Genomic DNA, 22420 nt, shown 5'->3' on the forward strand with positions numbered 1-22420 from the left:
TTGTAAAATAACTAATAATTAGTACATTTGCATGCAACAAATTTTTTACTTATTATGTCTTCATTTGTTGCAGAAAAAATTGTAATGGACGGATTAACCTATGATGACGTCCTTTTAATTCCAGCTTATTCTGAAGTACTCCCTAAGGAAGTACAGTTAAAAACCAAGTTTTCTCGTAATATTGAGCTAAACATTCCTTTTGTTACAGCCGCAATGGACACTGTTACAGAAAGTTCTATGGCGATAGCTATTGCACGAGAAGGAGGTATTGGCGTTATTCATAAAAACATGTCCATTGAAGAACAAGCTCGCCAAGTAGCTATTGTGAAACGTGCAGAAAATGGTATGATTTATGATCCAGTAACTATTCGGCGTGGAAGCACAGTGCAAGAAGCATTGTCTATAATGGCAGAATATCATATTGGGGGTATTCCTGTAGTTGACGATGATAATCATTTAGTAGGAATTGTAACTAATCGAGACTTACGCTTTGAACGTTGCTTAGATAAAAGTATTGATCAAGTAATGACAAGTGAAAATCTTGTTACCACTCATCAGAAAACAAATTTATCTGAAGCCGCAGAGATATTACAAGAAAACAAGATTGAAAAACTACCTGTTGTAGATAAAGACAACCATCTTATAGGATTAATTACTTATAAAGATATTACAAAAGCAAAAGACAAGCCTATGGCTTGTAAAGATGATAAAGGGCGTCTTCGTGTGGCTGCCGGGGTAGGTGTTACTATTGACACTATGGAACGTGCTCAAGCATTGGTTAATGCTGGAGTAGATGCTATTGTTATAGATACTGCTCATGGTCATTCTATAGGAGTTATAGAGAAGCTTAGGGAAGTAAAAAAATCTTTTCCTTCATTAGATGTTGTTGTAGGAAATATAGCAACAGGAGATGCTGCTAAGTTCCTTTTAAAGAATGGTGCAGATGCTGTTAAAGTGGGTATTGGACCAGGCTCTATTTGTACTACTCGAGTTGTTGCTGGTGTTGGAGTACCTCAACTGAGTGCTATATATGATGTTTATTCTGCTTTAAAAGATACAGATGTTCCTTTAATTGCAGATGGCGGATTACGTTATTCTGGCGATATTGTAAAGGCTTTGGCTGCTGGAGGAAGTTCTGTTATGATAGGTTCTTTAGTAGCTGGTACAGAAGAAAGTCCTGGCGATACTATTATTTTTAATGGACGTAAATTTAAAAGCTATCGAGGAATGGGCTCGCTTGAGGCGATGGAACAAAAGAATGGCTCTCGCGATCGTTACTTCCAAGGCGATGTAAGCGATATTAAAAAACTTGTACCAGAAGGTATTGCAGGAAGAGTTCCTTACAAAGGTACGGTTCAAGAAGTGGTTTATCAACTTGTTGGAGGTTTGCGTTCTGGTATGGGATATTGTGGCTCAGCTTCTATAAAACAACTCCATAAGGCTAAGTTTACACGCATTACTAATGCTGGAATTTTAGAAAGCCACCCTCATGATATATCTATCACAAGTGAAGCACCTAACTATTCACGTCATGATTAAAAGGATAATGCTATTTAGCTATTAACGTTAACTTACATTATTTTTTTCAACAAACAGAAAAAAATCCTTATCTTTGTAGTCTGATAAAAAGTAGATGAAAATAATATTATTACTTCTTCTTCTTATAACAAGATGGCAAGCTATAGCTCAAAGTAGCTCTGTTGTTATGTCTATTAATGGTAAGGTTGTTAGTAGAGAAGAATTCGAATATGCTTACAAAAAAAATAATAAAGGCAGTCAACACATTAGTGTGACTGCTTTTGCTAAGCAGTATGCTGTTTATAAACAAAAAGTAGCTGCCGCTGAAGAAGCACAACTTGATAAACTTTCTTCACTTAACAATGATATAGATGTTCTTCTTTCGCATAAAGAAGAACCTAAAACTTATATAAAAGACAATTTTAAATCAACTCCTTTTGAACAAAATGCTAATCTTCTGTATCGTATCTATAATGACGAAATAAACAATAATGGGGGGCTATTTCGTTATGGAGAAATTTTCTTAAGTATTAAGCAACATTCTACAGCTTATGAAGAAGATAAAATACATCTGCTTGCCGATTCTATTTATATTGCGCTACAACATGGAGACAATTTTGAAACTCTTGCAAAGAAATATTCTAATAGAAAAGAAGAAGGTGTCTTTTTTATAGCTACTAAAAATAACATGTTAGAAGATGTAGATAAAGTTCTCTCTACTATGAAGGTGGGTGAAATATGTAGGCCTATTAGCTCTCCATTTGGATTACATATTTTAAAACTTATAGGTCGTGAAAAATTTCCTACATATAAGGTTATACGTCCACAATTAATACTACAAATAGAAAAATCTAATCTTCGCAAACAAATTATAGAACAACAACAAAATAAAATTCCTTATACAGAAGCCATATCTGATATTGACAAAAAAAGAAAAGCCAATACTATTATAGATGAGAATTTACGTCGTGAAATACATGATGGATTATTAGTAGCTGCTATAACACAAAGGAAATTAGATAGCTTACTTAATAATGAAAAAGAATTACAACATTTTTTTAGTAAGCACAAAAAGATTTTTCGCAATATCAATAAAAACAAAAGTAATAATATAATCTCATTTAAAGATAATCTGCCACTTATAAAAATATGTTATAAACAATTTCTTGAACATATTTGGGAAAAAGAGTTAAAACATAAATATAATGTTGTTTTCAATAAAAAAGAATTGTCGATAATACGTAAGATATTTAAAGCTAATGAAGATAAATAAAGTAAAAAAAATAATGCTGTTATTTTGTACAGCACTATCAATAATGAGTATTCGTGCAGGTATTTACAATACTAAAAGATCTTTATATACAAAAGACGATACAACAAAAACTATAGTACAACAACCTAATAACACACCTATAAGTAAGAAAAATATCATAGATGAAGTGATTTGGGTTGTAGGAGATGAGCCTATTCTACGTTCAGAAGTAGAAATTACTAAGCTACAAGGTGAAGCTGAAGGCACTAAATGGGCAGGTGACCCAGAATATCTTATACCAGAACAGATTGCTGTACAAAAGCTTTTTCTTCATCAAGCAGCCCTCGATAGCTTAACAATTACAGAAAGTGAAATTTATCAAGGAGTAGAACAGCAGATAAACTACTGGATTTCACTTCCTCAAATTGGCTCAAAGGAACGATTAGAAGAGTTCCAACATAAAAGTTTAGCACAAATACGCCAAGACTTACACGATGACTACAAGAATCGTCAACTTGTTCAAAAGATGCAAGAAAAATTAGTTTCTGACATTAAAGTATCGCCTTCAGAAGTGCGTACTTATTTTAATAAAATACCTATAGATAGCATTCCTATCGTTCCTACACAAGTAGAAGTAGAGATACTTACTCAAACTCCTAAAATAGAGGTAGAAGAAATTAACCGAATAAAAAATCAGCTACGCGATTATACTAATCGTATAAATAATGGAGAAACAACATTTGAGACCTTAGCTCGACTTTATTCAGAAGATCCTGGCTCTGCTCGTCAAGGCGGAGAATTAGGTTTTATAGGTAGGGCGTCTCTCGATCCCACTTTTGCTGGCGCAGCTTTTAATCTTACTGACCCTAAAAAAATATCAAAAATCGTAGAAAGTGAGTTTGGCTATCATATTATTCAGCTTATTGATAAGCGAGGTGATAAAATAAACGTTCGCCATATTTTATTAAAGCCAAAAGTATCACAAGCATCTATAGATGCAGCAAAAAACAAATTAGACTCTATAGGTAATGATATTCGCTCTAAAAAATACACTTTTGAAGCAGTAACAGCTTATATGTCTGATGATAAAGACACAAAAAACAGTCATGGATTAATGGTTAATTCTTCTACCAATGCTCGTACTTCACGTTTTAAAATGCAAGATCTTCCCACAGAGGTAGCACGTGTTGTAGATACAATGAAAGTGAATGAGATCTCAGCTCCTTTTACTATGACTAACGCAAAGGGTAAGATTGTTTGCGCTATAGTAAAGCTAAAATCGCGTACACCTGAGCATCGTGCATCAATAACAGAGGATTTCCAAGAAATGAAAAATATTGTGCTTGCTAATCGTCGTAGACAGGTAATTCATGATTGGGTAGTAAAGAAAATTAAAGACACCTATGTAAGAATGTTACCACAATATAGAAATGGAAAATATCAATATGAAGGTTGGGTTAGATGATTTCATACCGTTTATATAAAGAATTGACTAGGCATATTATCATTATAAAAATGGTATTATGCCTTTTTGGGATATGCCTATCAGAACCTTTGTGTGCACAGGTAAAAAGAAAGGCTTCAATAGCAAAGATTTTTTTAGATCATGCTGATATACTTCGGCATAGTCCTAATGATCAGACAAATGTGCAAGTAGCTAAGGGTAATGTTATAATGCGTTATAAAGGTTCAACACTAAGGTGTGATAGTGCTTATTTAAACAATGTAGAAAACAGCTTCTCTGCTTTTGGACATGTATACATTACTCATCAAGGAGGTATAACGCTAAATAGTGAACGTGCTTTTTACGAAGGTTTTAATCAGATGCTAAGAGCACGTGGTAAAGTAATGCTACGTGAGCCAAGAAGATCACTTAGATGTGATAGCTTAGATTATAATATGGCATCTAAGGAAGCTAATTTCTTTGGAGGACGTGGCACTTTAGTATATAATGGGAACACTATTATTGCCGACCAAGGCGATTATAACACAGAAACAAAAGATGCAAATTTCTATGGGAATGTGATAATGCGTAGCTATAAATATCACATAACCACTCCTACTGCGCATGGTAACACTGAGACCGGAGAACTACACGTAGTAGGTCCTTCGGTCATTCGCACAAGAAAAGGCGAAATTATACATACTAGTGATGGTACATATAATAGTATATCAGATGATATGACTCTCAACGGTCGCTCTACAATAAAATCTCCTCAACGTGATGTAGAGGGTGATTATATTACTTATAATAGTAATACAGGAGACGCTACAGGTCATGGTAAAGTAAAAATTGTAGATAAAGTTAATAAACGCATTATTACTGGAGAAGATATTATTTATAACTCTAAAACAGGATATAGTGAAGGTAATGGAAACGTAAAGATAATAGACAACCGCGAACAGCGCACCATGCTTGGTGATAAGATTATCTATAATTCTAAAACAGGTTATAGCGAAGGACATGGAAACGTAAAGATAGTAGATGAGAAAAAGCAACGCACCATGACAGGCAACAACCTTTTTTATAATAGCAAAACTAACGAAGGAGAAGGCAAAGGAAACGTTTTCTTTATAGATCATAAAGAAAAACATGCTTTTAAAGGAGACTATATCCATTACACCGATTCTGCTGCTATTGGCTTTGGAGGAAATCCGGGCGCAGAGATTATGGATTTTTCACAAAGCAAAGATACTCTCTATATACATGCTGATACTATTAGCATGAAAGGGTTTCACATGAACACACCACAGATGTATAGAAAAATATATGGTGTAAATAATGTACGTGCTTATCGTGCAGACATACAAGGAGTATGTGGCTTCTTAGTAACAAACACAAAGGACTCTACCATTACCATGTACGATTATCCTATTATATGGAACGGCAACCGACAATTAGTAGGCGACTCTATTCGCACTTACATGAACGATTCTACCGTTCGCGAGGCATATGTCTTTGGAAATGCTTTTTCTATAGAGCAGCTACATGATAAAACACATTATAATCAGTTATCTTCAAAGATGATGCATGCCTTCTTTACTAATGGTAATATTCGTAGAGTAGATGCTATAGGCAACGTACTATCAATATACTATTATACTGAAAAGAATGATACCACCCTTATGGGGCATAATTACACAGAAACCGACACGTTACGTATGTTTATAAACGATAAGCAGCAAATGGAAAAAATATGGCTATCGAAATCGGTAGGAACACTCAGTCCTATGACACAGATACCACCTGAACGCCTTAAACTTCCACATTTCGAATGGTTCGAGGAAGTACGACCTAAGGACAAAAATGATATTTTTCGCAAAGCTGCTCGTATGTCTGCAACAACTATACGCAATGCACAAGTAGCTCCACCTCCTATGCAACATATTGAAGGACGGAAATAAGAAAAAATAAAAAACGATGCTATTTTTTTATAAAAGAAAACCTCGACGATTTCACCATGAATATATTTACGTTGATGAGCGAAAGGAATTTATTGAGAAATTAAAAGAAAAATATATACAACATAAGTTATGCTCAAAGGATAATAATATAAATTCATCTCTTTGTAGACGCGAAAGAATAAAAGAACGAGTCAAAGAAGAGTTTAATAATAATTACCAAAGAGTAAAAAGAAGAAACTATTTTAATATTATCCCACTTGGACTAATAGGATTAATACTTATAGCATTACTTGGAGCTGTGTATATTTGTTTTTATAGATATTTTTTATGAGCGATATAATACAATTATTACCCGACAGTGTTGCCAATCAAATAGCTGCAGGCGAGGTTATACAGCGTCCTGCATCTGTAATTAAAGAGTTAGTTGAAAATTCTGTTGACGCTAAAGCCACTATAATCAACGTATTAGTAATAGATTCAGGACGCACATCAATACAAGTCATTGATAATGGTAAAGGTATGTCTGACACAGATGCACGACTATCCTTTGAACGACATGCAACCTCTAAAATTAGAAAAGCTGATGATCTCTTTGCCTTACACACAATGGGCTTTCGTGGAGAAGCACTTGCCTCTATTGCTGCTGTATCACAAGTGGAACTGAAAACACGCATAGAGGGTCAAGAGTTAGGCTGCCATTTATCTATTTCTGGGGGTAAATTTATAGCACAAGAGCCATGTCAATGTACTATAGGAAGCAATTTCCTGATAGAAAACTTATTCTTCAATGTGCCTGCAAGAAGAAAATTTCTAAAGTCAAACACTACAGAGCTTAACAATATTATTACAGCTTTTCAGCGTATAGCTCTGGTTTACCCTGATATAAATTTTACTCTTCACAGCAATGGCTCTGAAGTATATAATCTTAGAAGAGGTAGTTTTAAACAACGCGTTATAGAAATATTTGGTAAACGACTAAATCAAAGTTTATTACCCATAGATATCGAAACAACCCTATGCAATATACATGGCTTTGTAGGAAAGCCTGAGTCTGCCAAGAAAAAAGGAGTTCACCAATACCTTTTTGTTAATGAACGCTATATGAAGCATCCTTATTTTCACAAAGCTATAATGTCAGCTTATGAACGCCTTATACCGCAAGGAGAAATGGTTCCTTATTTTATCTATTTCGATGTACCACCAGAAAATATTGATGTTAATATTCATCCTACAAAGACTGAAATAAAATTTGAAAACGAACAGGCTATTTGGCAAATTCTTATGGCTGCAGTTCGCGATACTATAGGTAAATTTTATGATGTTTCTTCCATTGACTTTGATACTGAAGGACGTCCTGACATTCCTGTGTTTTCACCAAATAACGAAACTGCTGCTCCTGAAACTAATTTTAATCCTAACTTCAATCCATTCTTAGAAAATAGTTTTTCTGATAAAGAAAACCATATAACTACTACTAATAATAACACTGATAACCCAAAATATAATATTAACTCCAACGTTTCTAACCACATAAAAGTTAGTGCTGATAATTGGGAAGAACTATACGCAGGCTCTTTACAGAATAACACTACTAATAATAATATACAACAAACCTCTTTGCAGGATTTAGATTTTGACGAAAATGGTGAAGAAATTTTAATACAATCGAAACTATCTAAAGATATTGCAACTGCCATAGAAGAAAAATCTCCATCTCATTATCAATATAAAGGAAGATATATTATAACAGCTATAAAATCTGGACTTATGTTTATAGATCAGCATCGTGCACACATAAGGATTTTATATGAAAATTATCTAAAACAATTCACAGAACATAAAGGGCATAGCCAAAAGGTATTATTCCCTGAAGTAATACATCTGACAAAGACTGAACACTCTATCCTTGAAAAGATATTACCCGAAATGCATGATATTGGTTTTCAAATAGATAATATAGGAGGAGATAGCTTTGCTATAAACGGGGTTCCCATAGGATTAGAAGGGCTAAACACAATAAACCTTGTACAAGAAATTATAGTCACAGCAAGTGAAAAGAATATAAGTATAAAAGAAGAAATTAACATATCCATAGCCACCAAATTAGCATACAATGCTGCTATTCCTGTAGGACAAGTATTAGGAAATAAAGAAATGGAATCGCTTGTGAACGACCTTTTTGCTTGTGATACTGTCAATTATACACCTAATGGTAAAACGATTATTGCTATTTTAAAACAGCAAGATATAGATCATCTGTTTTAGAAAAATGAAAGAATTTCTCTATAAGCAACTATTTTATATATTATAAAAACTAACATTTTAAATAACAAAACATTATTATTAGCATAATAATAAAACATCTATACGGAACAAAAATAACCTATTTTTAATGCAAAAATAAACTAAAAATGCTACAAAAATAGGTTATTTTTTATTTTTATAAGTTATTCTTTCTACTACAACTAATGGCTTTTCTCTCTTGCAAAAATAAGCCTATCCAGCTTTTTTAACACCTTACATTTGCAGCTTTTCATACTAACAAATAAAGAAATATATGAAAATCCCCATTTTTTGTTTTTTTAAATAGCCCAATAGGATACCTTACATATAATAAAAAAGTGGAGGATATTATACTTATCTCTATCCTACACAAAAATTATAATTAAGATAGCTTTTTATCTTGTTATATTATTGCTTTCTTCAATTTCTACTTGCTTAATCTTTTTAAATAAGTCTGAAGCAAATATTAGGTCATTAAGTTTTTCGTTTTTAGCAGTTATAATATCATCTTTATTTCCTTGCCATTCCACTTTTCCTGAAGCAATAAATACAATATTCTCACCTATACCCATCACCGAATTCATATCATGTGTATTAATAATAGTTGTTATGTTAAGGTCATGGGTAATATCAGTAAGCAACTTATCTATAACAAGGGACGTTTTTGGATCGAGCCCAGAATTTGGCTCATCACAAAATAAATATTTAGGACTCATCACTATAGCACGAGCAATTGCTACACGCTTCTGCATTCCACCAGACAATTCTCCTGGATATTTTTGTTCTGTTCCTGCAAGATGCACCCGATCAAGACATTCTCTAACTCGTTCTTGACGTTCTTCAAAACTCATTGAGGAAAACATATCTAAAGGAAAACGCACATTTTCTTCTACTGTTTGCGAGTCGAATAATGCAGCACTCTGAAAAATCATGCCCATTTCACGACGCATAAGCACCTGTTGCTTCTTTTTTAGATTTATAAAATTACGTCCATCGTATAACACTTCTCCTTTAGTTGGACTCATAAGCCCTGTTACACAACGCATTAACACAGTTTTTCCTGCGCCACTCTGACCTATGATAAGGTTTATTTTACCATCTTCAAAGACAGTGTCTATGTTTGTTAATACTTCTTTTTCTCCGAATGATTTATATAAGTTTTTTACTTCTATCATTATAGTGTTTTTTTTAGCTGTTCAGCTTTTCCGGTTTTATCTACTTTAGCTTAATAGTTGTGTAAGGAACACATCGCTAAAAAGTATTAGTACACTCGACTTTACTACTGCATCAGTAGATGCTTTACCCACCTCTTGAGAGCCTCCTTTTACTGAATACCCCATATAGGAAGATACACTTGAGATTATAAAAGCAAAAAAGAATCCTTTTAAAATACTCATCCACATAAACCATTGATTAAAATGATGTTGTACTCCTTCTGTAAGGTCGGCAGGCGATATAACATGTCCGATATAAGCTGTAGAATATGCACCTACCATGCCAATAGCAGCAGAAAAAATAACTAAGAAAGGCATAAGGGTCATTAAGCCTAATATTTTCGGAAGAATTAAGTAACTTGCAGAGTTTATTCCCATAATTTCAAGAGCATCTATTTGCTGTGTAACACGCATCGAACCAAGCTCTGAGGCTATGTTAGACCCCACTTTCCCTGAAAGTATCAAGCACATTATACTGGAAGAAAATTCCAATAGCATAATTTCTCGTGTTACATATCCAGACACCCAATGTGGCATCCATGGGCTTTGCACATTTAAACGTATCTGAATGCAAATGACAGCTCCTATAAAAAAGGAAATTAATAAAACAATACCAATGGAATTAACTCCTAATTGCGACATTTCTCTCACATACGATTTAAAAAACATTCGCATACGCTCTGGCCTACTAAATGTACGCTTCATAAGCATAAGATACTCACCAAAGCTGAAGAGACGATCCTTTATCAACATTTATTACAGTTTTATTTTATTCAATTGCAAAAGTAACTAAAATATACTATATATAGGCATAATAGAGAGTTGAAGTTATAGAAAAAGTCTTTAAATGTAAATGATAACAAATTTAATTTCTTATATTTGCAAAATAAAGTATGACTCAGAAATGAATGAAATTGAAAAAACTGTAGTTAGTCAAGAAAAAAAAAGTAGCATTTTACATACCGAAAATCTTGTAAAACGATATGGTAAACGCACAGTAGCTAATGGTGTTAGTATAAATGTGCGACAAGGAGAGATTGTAGGATTGTTAGGGCCTAATGGAGCCGGAAAAACCACTTCGTTCTATATGACGACAGGATTGGTAGTTCCTAACGAAGGGCATGTGTATATTGATGATAAAGAAATAACAAAATATCCTGTCTATAAACGTGCTAAGGCTGGCATAGGATATTTACCACAAGAGGCTAGTGTCTTTCGTAAAATGAGTGTAGAAGATAACATAATGAGCGTCTTAGAAATGACTAAGCTTTCTCGTGAACAACGTATAGAAAAGATGGAGAGCCTTATTCGCGAATTTCGTTTGGAGAAAGTACGTAAGAATCTTGGCGATCGGCTTTCAGGAGGAGAACGCCGTCGCTGCGAAATAGCGCGATGCTTAGCTATTGACCCTAAGTTTATTATGTTAGATGAGCCTTTTGCTGGTGTAGACCCAATAGCAGTAGAAGATATTCAGCATATTGTTTGGCAATTAAAATTTCGCAATATAGGTATTCTCATTACCGACCATAATGTGCACGAGACACTTAATATCACTGACCGCGCTTACCTTTTGTTTGAAGGACGTATCTTGTTTAAAGGTACTCCGGAAGAGCTATCAGCAAATAAAGTTGTAAAAGAGAAATACTTAGGTGTCGACTTCGTTCTTCAAAAAAAGGATTTTCAGCTTATCAATGAACGTAAACGGGCACAAGAAGCTGAAGAGAAAGCTGAAGATGAAATTATTAATACAATTTAATATAATAAGATAATTAGAATAGAAAATAAATAAGGTTAAGTCAGGGTATATTGTTTTTAGACATTAATAAATTGGCTGTCAATTAAAAAATCATTATCTTTGCACTTTATAATGGTCTATGGCATATTATGTGCTTTTATGTAAAATACGGTTTTAATAATAATAATAAATAATATAATAAACATCTAAAAATGAATATTTCATTTGAAAATCCAGACAAAATTAATGGTTTGATGACCATTACTGTAGAAGAAGCAGACTATAGGGAAGAGGTAAATAAAACTCTAAAGGACTATCGCAAGCGCGCAAACATTCCCGGTTTCCGTCCAGGACAAGTTCCTATGGGGCTGCTTAAACGTCAGTATGGCACACAAATTAAAATGGATGTTGTTAATAAACTTCTTGGAGAGAATTTGCAGAAGTATATTGTTGATAATAAAATTCAGGTATTAGGTCAGCCAATGGCTTCTGAAAAACAAGGGGCAGTAGACTTAGAAAAAGAAGCTCCATATACTTTTATGTTTGATCTTGCAATTGCTCCTGAATTTAAAGCAGCATTAAGCGGTAAAGATAAAATAGACTTTTATGAAATAGAAGTAGATGACAAATTAATAGATCAACAAGTGGAAATGTATCAAAACCGTGCAGGTCATTATGACAAAGCAGAAGATTTTGATATAGAAAAGCGTGATATGTTAAAAGGAGATCTCCGCGAATTAGATGCAAATGGCAATACTCTCGAAGGAGGTATAACGGTAGAGGGTGCAGTATTAATGCCACAATACATTAAAGTAGAAGATCAGAAGAACTTATTTAAAGGTGCTAAGTTAGGTGATATTATAACTTGGAACCCACGCGCAGCATATCCAGACAACGACACAGAAGTATCATCTTTATTAAAGATTAATAAAGAAGAAATAGCTAACCATACAGGCGACTTCTCTTATCAAATTACAGAGATTTCTCGTTTCGTTAAGGCTGAGAATAATAAGGAATTATGGGAAAACGTTTATGGTAAAGATGCAAAAATAGAAGACGAAGCTGCTTTTCGCAAAGTCATCGCAGACGGATTAGCTTCTCAGCTTGAAATCGATTCTAATTATAAGTTTATCCAAGATCTTCGTTCTCACATGGAAAAGAAGGTTGGGAAGTTAGAGTTCCCTGAAGCTTTGCTTAAACGCATTATGATAGCTAATAATAAAGATAAAGGGGCTGATTTTGTTGAAAAGAACTATGAGGGTAGTATAAAAGAGCTTACATGGCATCTAATAAAAGAGCATCTTGCTGAAGCTAATGACATTAAGGTAGAAGATAAAGATGTCCGCGAGAGTGCTATCCAAATGGCTCGAACTCAGTTTGCACAATATGGCATGACTAATGTTCCTGATGAATATTTAAATAATTATGCTGACGAAATGCTAAAGAAACATGAAAATGTTGATTCTTTTGTAGAAGCTGCTCTCGAACGTAAGCTCGCTGATAAGCTGAAAGGCGTTGTTAAATTGAATAAAAAGACTGTGAGCCTTGATGAGTTTAACAAACTGGTAAACGGCAAATAATATATTTTTTAGAAAATAATCCTTTATAATATATAGAGATTACCGATTTTTTCGTTATCTTTGTGTTAAGTATAATAGGTTATGTCATAACTTTTGGCATAATCTTTAACACTAACACATAAAGATAAAGCGGAGAGGTCAGTAATCTCTATTTGTCTAATTAAACAAAAGGTATAAATAAAACATGAATGATTTTCGCAAATATGCCACACAACATCTCAGAATGAGTGGTATGGTTATAGATGATGTTATAAAAACTCAAAATCAGTATCTTAATCCTTACATTTTAGAGGAACGTCAGCTAAATGTTACCCAAATGGATGTATTTTCACGTCTTATGATGGATCGTATCATTTTTTTAGGTACTCAGATAGACGATTATACTGCCAACACTCTACAGGCACAGCTGCTTTACCTCGACTCAGTTGATTCAGGTAAAGACATTTCTATATATATAAACTCCCCTGGAGGAAGCGTTACAGCAGGGCTTGGCATTTATGATACAATGCAATTTATTTCTAGCGATGTTGCTACTATTTGTACTGGTATGGCTGCATCTATGGGAGCTGTTTTACTTGTAGCTGGTCAGGAAGGGAAACGCTCGGCTTTACCTCATAGCCGTGTAATGATACATCAGCCGCTGGGAGGTGTGCAAGGTCAGGCTTCTGATATAGAAATAGAAGCAAAGGAAATTCAAAAATTTAAAAAAGAACTTTATACAATAATCAGCACCCATTCGCATCAGCCTTTTGAAAAAGTTTGGAACGATAGTGATCGTAACTACTGGATGACAGCAGAAGAGGCAAAGGCTTATGGCATGATAGACGAGGTTCTTGTACGTAAAAAATAATAAGTATTTAATGGCTTTGAATAAATGTAGCTTTTGTGGTAGAAGTGAAAAGGACGTAAAACTTCTTATAAATGGTCTTCATGGATTTATATGTAATGATTGCGCTCAGCAGGCTTATCGAATAGTTATGCAATCTGGCGTAGTATCAGAAGAACATACATCATCAGATAATAATAAGAAAATAAATCTTAAGAAAGTCCCAAAACCACAAGAAATAAAAAAATATCTCGATGAATATATAATAGGACAAGATGAGGCTAAACGATACCTATCTGTTTCTGTATATAATCATTACAAGCGTTTACAACAGCAGAAGAAAGATGATGGTGTAGAAATAGAAAAAAGCAATATTATTATGGTAGGTTCTACAGGCACTGGTAAAACCCTTTTAGCACGTACCATTGCTAAATTGCTTGAAGTCCCATTTACTATTGTCGATGCTACAGTGTTTACAGAAGCAGGTTATGTAGGTGAAGACGTTGAGAGTATCTTATCACGTTTACTCCAAGTAGCCGATTATAATGTAGCCGCTGCAGAGCGTGGTATTGTTTTTATTGACGAGATAGATAAGATAGCCCGTAAAAGCGATAACCCAAGCATCACCCGTGATGTTAGTGGTGAAGGCGTACAGCAGGGCATGTTAAAATTACTCGAGGGAACTATAGTTAATGTACCTCCTAAGGGAGGACGTAAGCACCCTGATCAAGATTATATTCATGTAGATACTAAGAATATATTATTTATCTGTGGTGGTGCTTTTGACGGAATTGAACGCAAAATAGCTCAACGCTTAAACACCCATGTTGTGGGGTATAATTCTGTACAAAATGTAGCTAAGATAGATAAAGAAGATTTAATGAAGTATGTATTGCCACAAGACCTAAAATCATTTGGATTAATTCCTGAAATTATTGGTCGTTTACCAGTACTTACTTATCTCACTCCTTTAAACAGAGATGCTTTACGCCGAATATTAGTACAGCCTAAAAACTCTATAGTAAAACAGTATATAAAACTCTTTGATATGGATGGCATTAAGCTGAGCTTTACTGATTCGGCTCTTGATTATATTGTAGATAAAGCTGTAGAATATAAGCTCGGAGCACGTGGTTTACGTTCAATAGTAGAGTCGGTAATGATGGACGCTATGTTTGAAATTCCATCACAAAACATTAAAAATTTTGAAGTAACTAAAGATTACGTTATAGCACAGCTAAATAAGTCACATCTCAAAAAGATGTAATTCTAAGGTTTTTAAATAAATAAAGATATTCTAAGTATGTAGTTATGTTACTACATATAAAAAAGTTTGTTTCAACTCTAATATAAAGATAGCAAAAACATTAATCTATTTACAATGATTAAAGAGGTAAATCTTATTGAAAAACTGAAACATTTCTTTGGTTTCGACAACTTTAAGGGTGAGCAAGAGTCTATTATTCTTCATCTTCTTGCGGGCAATGATATTTTTGTATTAATGCCTACAGGTGGAGGAAAGAGCCTATGTTACCAGCTACCTTCACTTATTATGGAAGGAACGGCTATCGTAGTTTCTCCACTTATAGCATTGATGAAAAATCAGGTAGATGTTGTAAACGGTATAAGTGAAACTGATGGTGTTGCACATTTCCTTAATTCTTCTCTTAAGAAAGCAGAAATAGATAGTGTAAGAAATGATATTAGAGTAGGTAAAACAAAGTTATTATACGTTGCTCCAGAGTCGCTTAATAAAGAAGATAATATAGCTTTTTTAAAAACTATAAAAGTTAGTTTTTATGCTATAGATGAGGCTCATTGTATTTCAGAATGGGGACATGACTTTCGTCCAGAATATCGTAAGATACGCACAGCTATCGACGAAATAGGTAAAGCTCCTATCATAGCTCTTACGGCGACAGCAACCGATAAGGTACGAACGGATATTGTGCGCAGCTTAGGCATAGAGGGATGCTTAGAATTTAAGAGTTCTTTTAATCGCCCAAACCTTTATTATGAAGTACGCTTTAAGAAAAATGAAGATGACACGAATAAGCAGATTATTCGTTTCATAAAGCAACACTCTGGTAAAAGTGGTATCATATATTGTCTGTCTCGTAAGAAAGTAGAAGAACTTGCTGCAATATTAATTGCTAATGATATAAAAGCGGCAGCTTATCATGCAGGTCTCGATTCAGAAACACGCTCTAAAACGCAAGATCAATTCCTCATGGAGGATATTGATGTTATAGTTGCAACTATAGCCTTTGGAATGGGTATTGATAAGCCTGATGTTCGCTTTGTTATCCATTATGACATTCCTAAGAGCTTAGAAGGTTATTATCAAGAAACTGGTAGAGCTGGTCGTGATGGAGAAGAAGGTATCTGCATAGCTTTTTATTCTCGAAATGATCTAAAGAAATTAGAAAAGTTTATGGAAGGAAAGCCTATAGCAGAGCAAGATATTGGTCGACAGTTATTGCAAGAAACAGAAGCATACGCAGAATCTTCAGTATGTCGACGCAAACTTTTACTTCACTATTTTGGAGAAGAATATCCAAAAGAAAATTGTGGTATGTGTGATAATTGCCGTAATCCTAAGACACTTATAGAAGCGAAAGACTCTTTAAAGATCGTTCTTCAAGCTATTAAAGAGTTGAAAGAAAATTTTAGACAAGAGTATATTATTGATTTTGTAAAAGGCAGAGCCACCGATGATATTCGTGATCATAAGCATGAAAAACTATTAACTTTTGGGGCTGGCAAAAATATAAGCAATAAAGTTTGGAATCCCATCATACGCCAAGCAATTTTAAAAGGATATATAAAGAAAAGTATAGAATTATATGGCTTACTAAAAATTACGGCAAAGGGAGAGAAATTCATTAAATCGCCAGAGTCGTTTATGATAGTGCTTGATGCTGAGTTTAAAGAAGATGTCAATGATATTGATAGCTATGGTGGAGGATCAGTTTTAGACCCTGAGCTTTTTTCAATGCTAAAAGGCTTGCGGAAAACAGTAGCACATAAGTTTGGCGTACCTCCATATGTAGTTTTTCAAGATGTTTCTTTAGAACAAATGGCTATGATGTATCCTATTAACGAACAGGAACTTCAAAACATTCAAGGTGTTGGAGCTGGTAAAGCTAAACGTTATGGCGAAGAGTTCTATAAATTAATACATAAATATTGTAAAGAAAAAGAAATAGAACGTCCTGATGAACTTCGCGTACGAACTGTTGCCAAGAAATCTATGCAGAAAGTAAAGATAATACAAAGTATAGATCGTAAGATTCCTTTTCATGATATTGCTTCCACAGAAGGACTATCATATACAGAATTACTTGCAAAAATAGAAGAAATAGTATATAGCGGGACAAAGCTAAATATAGATTATGAAATAGAAGAAATTTTCGATGATGATCAAATAGAAGATATACATGACTACTTTATGAATAGTACATCTGATAGTATTGATAGCGCTATGGATGAACTTGATGGTAGCTTTTCTGAAGATGAAATACGATTAGCACGAATAAAGTTCTTGTCAGATATGGGTAATTAAAAGATTCACTAAAATATCTTTTTTATTGCTGTCTGGTAAAATGACTATCTTTGCACATGGTTATACTTTTATTTTGCAAGAACAAGATAACCAAAAGAGATTATATCTCGTGAGAGGCGTTACCCTAAATTATTCTTGCTTTTGCAAAAAAACAACTATGAGCAAAGCGCGTCATTGTATATGATAATGATAGCAATACTTAAGTATATAAAATAGATAGAAACTACAATATTAGGCGTAATGGACATTTGGTAGGCTGAAAAAGCTCCAGATGTCCATTACGCCGCAGAATACTATTTTGCTCCTATAGGAAAAATAAAAAACAAGAACATGCTAATTCCCTTTTACCATCATTTTAGCAAAAACAAGATGACACCTTTTCCAGCTGTAATTTTAAACAAATTCTCTGAAATTGTCAGATTATAGCTTTTCAATAAATTTGATATTCCTTCTTTATATTTTGCAGCATTTCCTCTTGCTTCGTTTCCTTTTTACTCATTATAATCTTCATTGCAAAAGGCTTGGGTAGTATAAGATAAGTTCTCTTATCACCTGCAGATCCTTCCTGATAAGGCTGTGCTTTATAAGTGGATATAACATTGTAAATATACTCTCCCCTCCTTTTCTTGCTATCAAATTTTTCCTGTATATAATTGGCATATTGGCAACCACTTAGATAAAAAGAATCTCCTGATTGCTGATATTCCACCTCCACGTCTATCTGCCAGTCTTTATACTTATGTCCATAGAATACATTAATCGTAGAACGCACAAAGGCATTTGTTTGATTCTTAATATTATACTCTAACCCTGTAGATCGTTTAGCCCTGAGTATGACATTCCTTATCGTATCTATACATAAATAGCCCGAGTCCTTCCATTCTTTTTTTGACTTGAATAGGATTCTCACTACATTAGCCCCCAATCCTTCCGTCTGCTCATCTACATAAAATGTATGTTCCTTTACAAATTTCTCGTCCATATCAGAAACAAAATCATGATAAAGCATATTTTTAAGATTGCCAAAATCACACCCAGCATTATGATCTTTAAAGGTGATAATATTCTCCACGGGATCAATTTCAAAGAATTCGTTCTTTCTAACTAATCCTTTACTCACAAAACGGTACAACTCTGTATTACCGACACTTTGTGTCTTATAGTCATAATTTTGCACTACATTATTTCTATATTTTTCTGCTTTAGTCTTGATAAAATTCTTCAGCATAGGTTTAATCCAAGCTGGCTCTCCAACATAATTCACCACAATCTCCGAAAGCATTCGTATAGTCTGTTCCAAAAACAGCGTATCAGGTAACATTTTTACACATATTTTCTGATAGTTAACATGTGAAACTGTAAGACTATCAAAGGTAAAATCCAAGTTCACGCTACCCTGTTGGTCACTGAATGTGCTTTTCACTTTCCCTTGATAAGTTGTATAGACACTTGCCCTGCCTACAGGAACATCATTTACTTTATCCCACAGCACAAAATGCCTCTGTGCGTATAAACCCACAGATAAAAACAAGGAAACAACTATGATAGAAATTCGTTTATTCATTTAAGGCTGGTTCTATAAATTAGCTTTGTTAGATTTTGAGCTTATTTTTGAGGTCAAAATGCAAGAGAGTGAAGGAGTGTAGCGAGCTACACGACTGAACGAACTTACATTTTGAACCAAAAAGAAGCCAAAAGATAACAAAACGTATTTCATAAACATTTAATGACTATGTGCGGTGGTAATTTATAGAACCAGCCTTAATATATAAGTTGTATTATGTTCACTAATTGTTTTTAATAATAGAAATATAATAATATTCAAGGAAATCTTTTAATTGCCTTTCACAAATAAGCTAATTTTAATTCATATCACCTATATAAACGTATTATTTGGTACTGTCCTATAAAAGTGTGTAAGCCCATATTTTTATTATCTTTATATTTGAAATATAAAATAAGATAAGAAATGGAACTTACACAATTACAAATTTCGGAAATTATTTCTAATTACACAAGCAGTAGTGAGGGTTTTGTAACTCTTCAGTCTTTAATCATGAATTCATTGATGTTTCACGAGCGTGAATTATTCGTCAGTGAGAACAAAGATGAACAATGCAATGGCTTTCGTAGCCGTCGCTGGTATAGTCATGGCTTTGAGTTTTCTCTTCGCATTCCCCGTAGCCGTAGTGATAATTTCTACCCTGTCCTTCTTGGATTGATACGTAACGAAAGCGAGGAGCGCGCACGTCTATTCATCCTTCTTTATACTAAGGGGCTCACAACAGAACAGATAGGCGAGGTCTCTGAGTGTGTCTATGGTCGTTCCTACAGCAAACAACAGGTTTCCTATTTGGCAAATAGTTGTCGTGATGATGTTGAGAAATGGCTTTGCCGTAATCTTTCCTCTCACTATATGGCAGTCTATATCGATGCAACATTCATCTCCACACGTAGGGACAGACAGGTGTCAAAAGAAGCTTATTATACGATATTGGGCATACTTGAGGATGGTAGCAGGTAGGTGCTTTCAGTAGTCAACCATCCCACTGAGGGTGCCCTATGCTGGAAAGACGAGCTTGATACTCTAGAAGATAGAGGAGTTAAGGAAATAGACCGGGTTATCTCTGATGCACTAACAGGCATAGAGAACGCCGTCTGTGCCGCTTTCCCATGTGCCGCACATCAATTTTGTGTAGCACACCTCAAGCGTCAGATTATCAATAGTGTTGCCCACAAGGACAAACCCGCCATAGCCAGTGAACTTTCAGAAGTCTTTCGTATGGAAGATGATAGTGTGGATTCCTTGTGGGGATACGAACATTTTGTTACTTTTGTTGATAGATGGGAAAAGAAGTATCCAACCCTTAAGAAATACAAGACAGAAAGAAATATGGCATACTTCACATATATGGACTTCCCAAAAGAAGTGCAAAGGTGTATATATACGACTAACTGGATTAAAAGACTCAACAGAAAGTATAAAAGGACTATCAATATGAGAACATCCATGCCATCAGCACAAGCTGTTATATTTTCTTGGAATCACAATGGCAATGGAAGAAACAAAAAATGCTTATAAAAAGAAAATATACCAGTATAAAAGCTGGAAGAATATAAACGAAAATGGAAATAGAAAGGATAAAAGAGAAGAATAGCTTACACACTTTTATAGGACAGTATCTCCGCTTCGGGATGCGAGAAGCCTTGTGCCACTGCATCGCAGTAGGTGGAAAGTGCTTCATCGGCTCTTGCCGTTATGAATGGTTTGTCGCCCAGCAGTTCTGAGAAATGTTCACTGAGATAGTTCTCCAACTTCAGGCGGAAGTAAGATAGTTCTTTCTTGGTTTCCATAAATCTTTTATTTTAGAATTATACATTTTATTATATTATCAGATGCCCATCGCCTTATTAAACTTGCCGAGTTTGTCAGCGAGTTGCTCCATGTCATGCTCCACTTTCTTGTTGGTGATGCGGGCATAGAGTTGTGTGGTCTTGATGTTCGTATGCCCCAGCATCTTCGATACACTTTCCATAGGAACACCCTTGCTTAGCGACATGGTTGCAAATGTATGCCTGGCAAGATGGAAGGTCAGATTCTTCTTGATGCCACAAATGTCGGCAATTTCTTTCAAATATGCGTTGGTTTTCTGATTAGTTAAGATGGGAAATAGTTTGCCGTCCCGATAGGTCTTATGACTGTACTTGGCAATGATACTCTTGGGAATGTCAAGAAGTAACACATTTGTCTCCACACTTGTTTTCTGCCTCTTGGTCATAATCCACTGCTTGTCATCGAGCGTTACGATGTTATCTGGTGTAAGATTGGATAAGTCAATATATGCCAGGCCTGTGAAACATGAAAAGATGAAAACATCCCTTACTAACTCCAAGCGTTGAATAGCAATTTCCTTGTTGGCTATCTTCATAATCTCCTCATCCGTGAGAAAACCTCGATTGACAGGCTCCAAGTGAAAACGATGATTGAGGAATGGGTCGTGAAGAAGATAGCCACGCTTTTGCGCATAGATGGTCACGGTTTTCAGTGCCTTCAATTTCTTGACTGATGTGTTATAGGCACACCCAGCCGCCGTACTCAGGTACAGCTCAAAGTCCTGTACTACGGATGGCGTGAACTCTGCCAGTCCAATATCTTTCTTCCCATACTTATAGATAAGGAATTCTGCGAAATGCCTTCTTAAAACGCTGTACTTTTGCAGGCTGTCCTTGCTGATGGTATGTCCGACACGCTGTCTGACATCTTCGTTGAACTTGTCGAATATAGGGAGAAAGGTCGTGTACTCCCTGTCTTTCCCGACAAAGAATGAGCGGATTTTATCCAATGACAAGGATTCATCATCCTCGAATTTGTGGTAAATGTTATTCAGCATTGTGGAAATGGAGTCCAATGCGGCATTAGCGGATAAGGCTTCTGCCGTCCGGCCTTTGAGCCTGCTGGTAGTGTTATTCCACAGCGACTTGTCCACGAATATTTTCGTAGATCCGAAATTAGCCATCTCTCCGTTAAGGAATACTCGGAGCATTACAGGCGACTTTCCTTCTTTGTTCTCATAGTTTGAGCGTAGGTAGAAGGACACCTTGAAATTTGTTCTCATAATGCATCATTCTTTTGTGTAACACTCGGCTGCAAAGTTAATATATAACACTCTGAAAAAGAAAGAGTTGATGCCGTCAATATGGTATTCAAAATCCCGTCACTGCTACATTTTTTATTGCTACAATTTTTGTGTAGCAGTAAGTGTAGCAGAATTTGACCGAAAGATGATTGTCAAAACATAGGGTTATGCCGTCAGGCGATAGAGGTATATACAAAGAAAAATCGTTGTAAAACCTTGATTTTACAACGATTAGCTAATTTTTGAAGGCTAAATTGACAACCCTTGTGAAGTCCTTTTGAAGCCTATTTGCGGAGAGAGAGGCTCTTTCTCTTGAACTATCACAAGCTATCAAATCGTATCAATCTATTGTAATATAGCAGTTTACGCAAAATGTTAATAAAATGAGATTTCACGGAAAATCTT

The 22420-nt window shown here is 34.8% G+C and carries 14 protein-coding genes and 2 pseudogenes; 11 read left to right on the forward strand and 5 right to left on the reverse strand.

The window, feature by feature from the left end; translation table 11 throughout:
* Positions 1–54 precede the first annotated feature (54 nt).
* The 5 genes from guaB (at position 55) to mutL (ending at position 8440) form a co-directional block, all read left to right on the forward strand.
* The gene (guaB, locus tag F596_RS0105110; protein WP_008449700.1) at positions 55–1539 is read left to right on the forward strand and encodes an IMP dehydrogenase; all 1485 of its coding nucleotides are present in this window, start codon (positions 55–57) and stop codon (positions 1537–1539) included.
* A 94-nt stretch (positions 1540–1633) separates the two neighbouring features.
* Positions 1634–2791 carry a peptidylprolyl isomerase gene (locus F596_RS0105115; RefSeq protein WP_019036109.1) on the forward strand — a complete coding sequence of 386 codons (1158 nt, stop codon included), beginning with the start codon at positions 1634–1636 and terminating at the stop codon, positions 2789–2791.
* Positions 2778–4235: a peptidylprolyl isomerase gene (locus tag F596_RS0105120; RefSeq protein ID WP_019036110.1), complete on the forward strand. Its 1458-nt coding sequence runs from the start codon at positions 2778–2780 to the stop codon at positions 4233–4235. The genes F596_RS0105115 and F596_RS0105120 overlap by 14 nt, the downstream gene beginning before the upstream one ends.
* A 50-nt stretch (positions 4236–4285) precedes the next feature.
* Positions 4286–6175, forward strand: coding sequence for an OstA-like protein (locus tag F596_RS0105125; RefSeq protein WP_036857761.1), 1890 nt, complete (start codon positions 4286–4288; stop codon positions 6173–6175).
* A gap of 327 nt (positions 6176–6502) precedes the next feature.
* On the forward strand, positions 6503–8440 hold the full coding sequence (gene mutL, locus F596_RS0105135) for a DNA mismatch repair endonuclease MutL (RefSeq protein ID WP_019036113.1): 1938 nt from the start codon (positions 6503–6505) through the stop codon (positions 8438–8440).
* A 413-nt stretch (positions 8441–8853) separates the two neighbouring features.
* Here the strand turns inward: mutL and F596_RS0105145 are convergent, their stop codons facing one another.
* Positions 8854–9633, reverse strand: a complete 780-nt coding sequence (locus tag F596_RS0105145) for an ABC transporter ATP-binding protein (RefSeq protein ID WP_008447546.1) — start codon at positions 9631–9633, stop codon at positions 8854–8856.
* Positions 9634–9678: 45 nt separating this feature from the next.
* On the reverse strand, positions 9679–10425 hold the full coding sequence (locus F596_RS0105150) for an MlaE family ABC transporter permease (RefSeq protein WP_008447545.1): 747 nt from the start codon (positions 10423–10425) through the stop codon (positions 9679–9681).
* A 151-nt stretch (positions 10426–10576) separates the two neighbouring features.
* On the opposite strand from F596_RS0105150, the gene lptB reads away from it, so the two are divergent.
* From lptB to recQ, 5 genes are all read left to right on the forward strand, one after another.
* Entirely contained in the window at positions 10577–11428 is an 852-nt protein-coding gene (gene lptB, locus F596_RS0105155; protein ID WP_008447544.1) for an LPS export ABC transporter ATP-binding protein, read from the forward strand.
* Positions 11429–11619: 191 nt separating this feature from the next.
* Entirely contained in the window at positions 11620–12987 is a 1368-nt protein-coding gene (gene tig, locus F596_RS0105160; protein WP_008450761.1) for a trigger factor, read from the forward strand.
* 184 nt (positions 12988–13171) lie between these two features.
* A complete protein-coding gene (clpP, locus tag F596_RS0105165; RefSeq protein ID WP_019036115.1) occupies positions 13172–13837 on the forward strand; it encodes an ATP-dependent Clp endopeptidase proteolytic subunit ClpP in 666 nt (221 codons plus the stop codon).
* A gap of 10 nt (positions 13838–13847) precedes the next feature.
* Complete coding sequence (gene clpX, locus F596_RS0105170; RefSeq protein ID WP_019036116.1) at positions 13848–15080, forward strand: ATP-dependent Clp protease ATP-binding subunit ClpX; 1233 nt, start codon at positions 13848–13850, stop codon at positions 15078–15080.
* Positions 15081–15194: 114 nt separating this feature from the next.
* A complete protein-coding gene (recQ, locus tag F596_RS0105175) occupies positions 15195–17378 on the forward strand; it encodes a DNA helicase RecQ (protein WP_019036117.1) in 2184 nt (727 codons plus the stop codon).
* A gap of 430 nt (positions 17379–17808) precedes the next feature.
* Here the strand turns inward: recQ and F596_RS0105180 are convergent, their stop codons facing one another.
* Entirely contained in the window at positions 17809–18942 is a 1134-nt protein-coding gene (locus F596_RS0105180; protein WP_019036118.1) for a hypothetical protein, read from the reverse strand.
* A gap of 405 nt (positions 18943–19347) precedes the next feature.
* Here F596_RS0105180 and F596_RS10850 point away from each other — a divergent pair.
* A pseudogene (locus tag F596_RS10850) lies at positions 19348–20536 on the forward strand (IS256 family transposase).
* Positions 20537–20552: 16 nt separating this feature from the next.
* Here F596_RS10850 and F596_RS10855 read toward each other — a convergent pair.
* A pseudogene (locus tag F596_RS10855) lies at positions 20553–20732 on the reverse strand (DUF1896 family protein); the annotation flags it as partial.
* 38 nt (positions 20733–20770) lie between these two features.
* Entirely contained in the window at positions 20771–21994 is a 1224-nt protein-coding gene (locus F596_RS0105190) for a site-specific integrase (protein WP_019036120.1), read from the reverse strand.
* Positions 21995–22420 lie beyond the last annotated feature (426 nt).

The sequence above is a fragment of the Prevotella amnii DSM 23384 = JCM 14753 genome (assembly GCF_000378745.1).
GTDB classification, from domain to species: Bacteria; Bacteroidota; Bacteroidia; order Bacteroidales; family Bacteroidaceae; genus Prevotella; species Prevotella amnii.